This is a genomic window from Deltaproteobacteria bacterium, from assembly GCA_016875225.1.
Lineage (GTDB): Bacteria > Myxococcota_A > UBA9160 > SZUA-336 > SZUA-336 > VGRW01.
On record VGRW01000134.1, the window covers coordinates 1 to 5,679 of the forward strand.

At 71.7% G+C, this 5,679-nt stretch carries 8 protein-coding genes; 5 read left to right on the forward strand and 3 right to left on the reverse strand.

The genetic code is table 11. The annotated features are described in order from the left end of the window. Window positions 1–91: 91 nt before the first annotated feature. Together FJ108_17730 and FJ108_17735 are read right to left on the reverse strand one after the other, a co-directional pair. Window positions 92–1,165 carry an alpha/beta hydrolase gene (locus FJ108_17730; GenBank protein MBM4337731.1) on the reverse strand — a complete coding sequence of 358 codons (1,074 nt, stop codon included), beginning with the start codon at window positions 1,163–1,165 and terminating at the stop codon, window positions 92–94. Window positions 1,166–1,181: 16 nt separating this feature from the next. Then, window positions 1,182–1,550 carry a GFA family protein gene (locus FJ108_17735; protein MBM4337732.1) on the reverse strand — a complete coding sequence of 123 codons (369 nt, stop codon included), beginning with the start codon at window positions 1,548–1,550 and terminating at the stop codon, window positions 1,182–1,184. Window positions 1,551–1,589: 39 nt separating this feature from the next. On the opposite strand from FJ108_17735, the gene FJ108_17740 reads away from it, so the two are divergent. Next, window positions 1,590–1,985: a TfoX/Sxy family protein gene (locus FJ108_17740; GenBank protein ID MBM4337733.1), complete on the forward strand. Its 396-nt coding sequence runs from the start codon at window positions 1,590–1,592 to the stop codon at window positions 1,983–1,985. Here FJ108_17740 and psd read toward each other — a convergent pair. Beyond that, complete coding sequence (gene psd / locus FJ108_17745) at window positions 1,971–2,849, reverse strand: phosphatidylserine decarboxylase (protein MBM4337734.1); 879 nt, start codon at window positions 2,847–2,849, stop codon at window positions 1,971–1,973. The genes FJ108_17740 and psd overlap by 15 nt on opposite strands. A gap of 38 nt (window positions 2,850–2,887) precedes the next feature. Between psd and FJ108_17750 the strand changes: the two genes are divergently transcribed. From FJ108_17750 to FJ108_17765, 4 genes are all read left to right on the forward strand, one after another. Beyond that, on the forward strand, window positions 2,888–3,190 hold the full coding sequence (locus FJ108_17750) for a PilZ domain-containing protein (protein ID MBM4337735.1): 303 nt from the start codon (window positions 2,888–2,890) through the stop codon (window positions 3,188–3,190). Between the two features lie 343 nt (window positions 3,191–3,533). Further along, window positions 3,534–4,691 carry a phosphoribosylaminoimidazolecarboxamide formyltransferase gene (locus FJ108_17755; protein ID MBM4337736.1) on the forward strand — a complete coding sequence of 386 codons (1,158 nt, stop codon included), beginning with the start codon at window positions 3,534–3,536 and terminating at the stop codon, window positions 4,689–4,691. 3 nt (window positions 4,692–4,694) lie between these two features. Then, window positions 4,695–5,504, forward strand: coding sequence for a crotonase/enoyl-CoA hydratase family protein (locus FJ108_17760; GenBank protein ID MBM4337737.1), 810 nt, complete (start codon window positions 4,695–4,697; stop codon window positions 5,502–5,504). 8 nt (window positions 5,505–5,512) lie between these two features. Further along, a partial coding sequence (locus tag FJ108_17765) for a class I SAM-dependent methyltransferase (GenBank protein MBM4337738.1) occupies window positions 5,513–5,679 on the forward strand: 167 nt, incomplete at its 3' end.

The following is a 5,679-nucleotide window of genomic DNA, read 5'->3' on the forward strand; positions in this document are numbered from 1 at the left end:
GATGGGGGTCGACGAAGCGGTCGGCTGTGCCGGGCACCGCTGAGGAGACCCCCATCCGGCGCGCCCCGGCACTCACTCTCGGGTCAGGCTCCTAGCCGATCCGCGGCCGCACCCGCGCGAGAAGCTCGCGCAGGAACACGTCGGGCATCGAGAGCAGCGCGGCGTGTCCGCCGCTCGGGAGCAGGACGAACTCCTTGACCGGCGCGTCGAGATCGTCGAACCAGCTTTTCGCGAGATCGGCCGGCGTGACCGCGTCCGCGTCACCGGTGATCAGGAAGATGGGCAGATCGAAGCGCGTGCCGAGCTCGCGCGCGTCGTAGCGGTTCATCTCCTCGTGCGTGCGGCGGCCGGCGAACCGCGGCGCCACCAGAAGGCTGCGAATGTCGAGCAGCGAGTGGAAGGGTGAAGCGAGCACGAGCGGCCGCAGCTTCGACTCGAGCTCGCGCTCCGAGGCGACGTCGTAGCGCAGCGACCATTTCCTGTGGATCAGCAGATCGTCGTAGCTGCGGAAAGGAGGCGTGCCGATCGCCTCGAGCGCGGCGAGCGCCTCCGCGTCGCCCGCTTCGCGCGCCTTCGCGATCAGGTCGGCGTAGATCCGCTTCTCCTTCTCGTCCTTGTCGACCACCTGGCCGGTTCCGACGTAGGCCCGGAGCAGGTCGGGGCGGCGCTTCGCCATCTGCGCGCCGAGCACCGTCCCCCAGGACAGACCGACGATCAGGATCTTCGGCTGGCCGAGCCGCTCGCGCAGGTGCTCGACCACCTCGATCCCGTCCTGCGTCATGCGCTCGATCGAGAGCTCGCCCTGACCTGCGGCGCCGTTGCGGGTGAAGGTCTTGCCCGACCCGCGTTGGTCCCACTGCACGACCGTGAAGTGCTTCTCCCAGTCGCGGAACAGCGCCACCAGAGCGGACAGCGATCCGCCCGGGCCGCCGTGCAGGATCAGCAGCGCCGGGTTCGCGCGGTCCTCGCCGCGGATGTGCACCCACTGCTCGATCCCGCCGATCGGCACGAACGCGCCCTCGTCGATTCCCGCGGGCGTCCGGATCTCGAGCTCGCGCGCGCTCTGCGCCTGCCACGACGCGCGGAGCAGCAGCGCGCCCGCGGCCGAGGCCGCGATCAGCGCGGCGACCAGCGCCGCCCCTCGCCAGAGCCAACGACTCACCACGCCTCCGAGCGGGGCCTCAGCGGATCGCCCCCACGTTCGCCTCCCAGTTCTTCCCGTCGAACTCGCGGATCGCGAAGCGCCGCCAAGCGTCGCCGTCGAGGCAGCGGATGTTCACGTCCACCTGGTCGGGATGGGAGCGCGGCGTGTAGAACGGGTGCATCCCGCAGATCCGGCAGAAGCGGTGCTTCGCCACGCCCGTGTTGAACGTGTAGGTCGACAGCGCCTCGGCGCCCTGGAGCAGCTCGAAGCGTTCGGGCGGGACGATCAGGTGGAGCATCCCCTTCTTCGAGCAGACCGAGCAGTTGCAGTCGCTCGCTTCGAAGTCCTCGACCTCCACGCGAAAGCGCACCGCTCCGCAGTGACAGCCGCCGGCCAACGTTTCCATTCGCGCGACTCTACACTCGGGGCTCGGACGGGGGAACCCATGGCGAGCGGCTTCGTGACCTACCTGCTCGAGCTGCTGGTCGGCGAGGCGACCGCGGGCCTCGGCCGCGCGAGCGCCCGCCGCATGTTCGGCGGCTACGGGCTGTACCTGGGCGAGCACATGGTCGGGCTGGTCGCGGCCGACGTGCTCTACCTGAAGACCGATTCCCAGACTCGAGAGCGCTTCGAGGCCGCGGGCAGCCGGCCGTTCGAGTACGAGACGAGCGCGCGGGCGAAGCCGGTCGTGATGTCGTACTGGGAGGCGCCGGCCGACGCGTTCGAGGACCCGCAGGCGCTTCGCGACTGGCTCGAGCTCGCGCACGGCGCGGCCCTGCGCGCGGCCGCCTCGCGCTCTGCGCGCAAGCCGCGCAAGCCGCGGGGCTCAGCCAAGCGCTAGTCGCCCGATCCGCTCGCCGAGCCGCACGGGAGTTCCGGGGGCGCGCGCCTCGAGCTCGACCGCGCCCGGCGGCGCGAGGAGCACGATCGTCGAGCCGAACTCGAAGCGGCCCCACTCCGCTCCCTTCGCGAGCGCGATTCCGCCCGGGTAGCTGCGCCGCTCCTCGCGCGCGCCCGCACGGTTGGTCTCGAGCGAGTCGAAGCCGAGCCGGACCTTTCCGACCATCGTCGCGCCCACCGCGACCAGACACAGGAGTGCGTGGCCCGGGCTCGCGCGCACGAACGCGCAGATCCGCTCGTTCTGCGCGAACAGCGCGTCGACGCCTTCCAGGCCGATCCGGTTCACCGGCCAGAGGGTTCCGGGCAGATAGGTCGTTCGCTCCACGCGCAGGGCGCAAGGCGTGTGGAAGCGGTGGTAGTCGCGCGGCGACAGGTAGATCGTGGCGTAGACGCCGCCCTCGAACGCCGCGGCGTCGGCAGCGCTTCCGAGCAGCTCTCTCAGTCCGTAGGGTCGCCCCTTCAGCTGGAACGCTTGCCCGTCGCGCACGAGGCCCGATTCCCCGAACGCGCCGTCGCAGGGCGACACCAGCGACTCGCTCGCCGGATCGATGCTGCGCGCGCCGTCGCGGAGCGCCCGCGTGAAGAAGTCCTGCAGCGAGCCGAACGACTCGAGCGGATCGCGCACCTCCGACAGATCCACCCCGAACGCGCGTGCGAAGAGGCGGATCTCGCCGCGAAGCAACGGGCCGGGAAGCTGCAGGCCCGCAAAGCGACCGGCGGCGCGAGAGATCAGATTTCGCGGCAGGAGTCGCAGCGCGGGCAAGGTGAAGCGCAATCTCGTTCCTCGTGCGGGGACGCGCAGCATATCAAGCCGTCCCCGCGACGGGCCGATCTCGAGGCGGAATGGCCGCCCCGAAGAACTCCGCCGCACCGAATCCGTCCGGCTTCGATTCGCCGCGCGCGGCGCCCCGCTGCCGCTCGCGGATCCTGGTCGAGATCCTCGTCGCGGGCCGGGTCGAGCGCGGCGCGATCGCGGACGTCTCGCCGAGCGGCGCTCGGATCGTCGGCCCGGTGCTCTCGCTCGCGCCCGGCACGCCCGTCGAGGTCCGCTACCTCGCCGCGAAGGGAATCGCGCCGAAGCCGCTGCGCGGCGAGTTCGTGCGCACGACCGAAGACGGATTCGCGATCCGCATCCTGCGCGACTGACTCCGCGCTCCTAGCCGGCCAGGCACGTCACGAGCCAGATGCCGACGATCAGCAGCGCGAAGGACAGCTCGACGATCGTCTCGCCCGCCCCGCTCTGAACGCTCGGGGGGCTCGCGGGCGGGCGGTTCGAAGGATCGATCGGGCTCATCGCGCATCTCCAAAGGGGGCTGGCCCGGGGAAATGCAACCGCGATGCCAGCTCCGCGCGGCCCCGGCGGGCGTCGGCGCGGCTCGGCACTGCAGCGCGCGCACAGCAGGTGCAGCGCCCTCGCGCCGCCTCGCGTTGAGGAATCCGGGCCCATCGCGCATTCTCACGACCCGCCCCGGAGGGAGGACCCGCCCCGATGCGACTCAAGTACGGCTGCAATCCAACCCAGGGCTTCGCCGCGCTCGAGCCGCTCGACGGCGGCAAGCTCCCGGTCGAGCTGCTCGGCGGCACGCCCTCGCTGATCAACCTGCTCGACGCGCTGAACGCCTGGCAGCTCGTGTCGGAGGCGCGCGAGGCGCTCGGCCTGCCCGCCGCCGCGAGCTTCAAGCACGTCTCGCCCGCGGGCGCTGCGGTGGCGGTGCCGCTGCCCGACGATCTCGCGCGCGCGTACGAGGTTCAGGGGCAATCGCTCACGCCCGCCGCGCTCGCCTACGTTCGCGCGCGCGGCGCCGACCCGAAGTGTTCCTTCGGCGACTTCGTGGCGCTCTCGGACGTGGTCGACGAGGCCACCGCCGATTTTCTGAAGGGCGTCGTCTCGGACGGGATCATCGCGCCCGGCTACGAGCCGAAGGCGCTGCGCACGCTCTGCGAGAAGAAGTCGGGGTCGTTCATCGTGCTGCAGGCCGACGCGGGCTTCCGTCCGCCCGAGCGCGAGGCGCGCGAGCTCTTCGGCGTGCGGTTGGTGCAGGACCGGAACAACCGCAAGGTGACGCCCGCCGACGTCGCGAAGACGGTCTGCGGCACGCTCACCCCCGAGGCGACCCGCGACCTGGTGCTGGGGCTGATCGCCATCAAGTACACCCAGTCCAACTCGGTCGGCTACGCGCTCGACGGACAGATGATCGGGATCGGCGCGGGCCAGCAGAGCCGCGTCGACTGCACGAAGCTCGCCGGCGCGAAGGCCGACGTCTGGCACCTCGGCCGACACCCGAAGGTGTTGGGTCTGCGCTTCAAGAAGGGCGTGAAGCGGCAGGACCGGATCAACTGGCGCGTACGCTACATCGAGGGCGATCTGGTCCCTTCAGAGGAGGCGGCGCTGCGCGAGGTCCTGGACCAGCCACTCGTTCTGCTCGGACCCGAAGAGCGGCGCGATTGGCTATCGCGCCTGGACGGCGTCTCGCTGGTGTCCGACGGCTTCATCCCGTTCCGCGACAACATCGACCACGCCGCTCGCCACGGCGTGAAGTTCATCGCGCAGCCGGGCGGCTCGACGCGCGACGCGGAGATCGAAGCCGCCTGCCGCGAGTACGGCATCGCGATGGTCCACACCCAGCTGCGCCTGTTCCACCACTAGGACATGCCGATCCGGCTCTCGCGGCCCGAAGCCCACCCGCACGTGGCTCTGATCACGATCGACCGGCCCGAGCGCGCGAACGCCCTGGACCCGGGCATGCTCCGCGCGCTCGCCGACGGCTGGCGCGAGATCGCGCGCGACGACGCGATCCGCTGCGCGGTTCTGACGGGCGCCGGCGAGCGCGTGTTCTGCTCCGGAATGGACATGCGCGAGACGATCCCGGTGTCGCAGGCGCTCGCGCGAGGCGAGCGGATCGACCCCGAGGCGTTCGAGGGTCTGCGCAACGTGTCGACCGCGCTTCTCGCCGGCTTCGACCTGGGCAAGCCGCTGGTCGCGGCGATCAACGGCCACGCGCGTGCGGGCGGCTTCGACCTGATGCTCGCCGCCGAGCTCCGCGTCGCGGCCCCGCACGCCACGTTCGCCCTCGAGGAGGTCGCGATCGGCCTCTACCCGACCGGAAACGCGACCGTGCTGCTGCCGCGCCAGATCGGCTGGGTGAACGCGCACGAGCTCCTGCTCACGGCGAAGCCGATCCCGGCCGAGCGCGCGCTCGAGATCGGGCTGGTGAATCGGATCGTCCCGGCCGGGTCGCTTCTCGACGCGGCGTTCGAGTACGCGGATGCGATCGCGGCCAACGCGCCGCTCGCGGTCCGCGCGACACGGTCCGGTGTACGTGAGCTGCTCGCGCTCCCGCTCGAAGAGGCCTGGCGCCGCCAGGAGGAGCTCGGCCGCCCGCTGCGCAAGACCGAGGACGCGCGCGAGGCGCAGGCCGCGTTCGTCGCCAGGCGCAAGCCGGTCTGGAAGGGGCGCTGAGCCGGGCGATGGCGGACGCGGAGCGCGAGCGCTGGGACCGGATCTGGCGCGAGGCCGGGTCCGCCGACCTCGCCGCTCCGACCTGGCTCGCCGAGCTCGACGCCGAGCTGCCTCGCGCCGGGCGCGCGCTCGACGTCGCCGCGGGCGCGGGGAGAATCGCGCTGTACTGGGCCCC

What these genes read in the sequence shown, in the direction of transcription:
- FJ108_17735 (MBM4337732.1), bottom strand. Translation starts at nt 1,550, where the DNA reads ATGGAAACGTTGGCCGGCGGCTGTCACTGCGGAGCGGTGCGCTTTCGC.
- FJ108_17740 (MBM4337733.1), top strand. Translation starts at nt 1,590, where the DNA reads ATGGCGAGCGGCTTCGTGACCTACCTGCTCGAGCTGCTGGTCGGCGAG.
- psd (MBM4337734.1), bottom strand. Translation starts at nt 2,849, where the DNA reads ATGCTGCGCGTCCCCGCACGAGGAACGAGATTGCGCTTCACCTTGCCC.
- FJ108_17750 (MBM4337735.1), top strand. Translation starts at nt 2,888, where the DNA reads ATGGCCGCCCCGAAGAACTCCGCCGCACCGAATCCGTCCGGCTTCGAT.
- FJ108_17755 (MBM4337736.1), top strand. Translation starts at nt 3,534, where the DNA reads ATGCGACTCAAGTACGGCTGCAATCCAACCCAGGGCTTCGCCGCGCTC.
- FJ108_17760 (MBM4337737.1), top strand. Translation starts at nt 4,695, where the DNA reads ATGCCGATCCGGCTCTCGCGGCCCGAAGCCCACCCGCACGTGGCTCTG.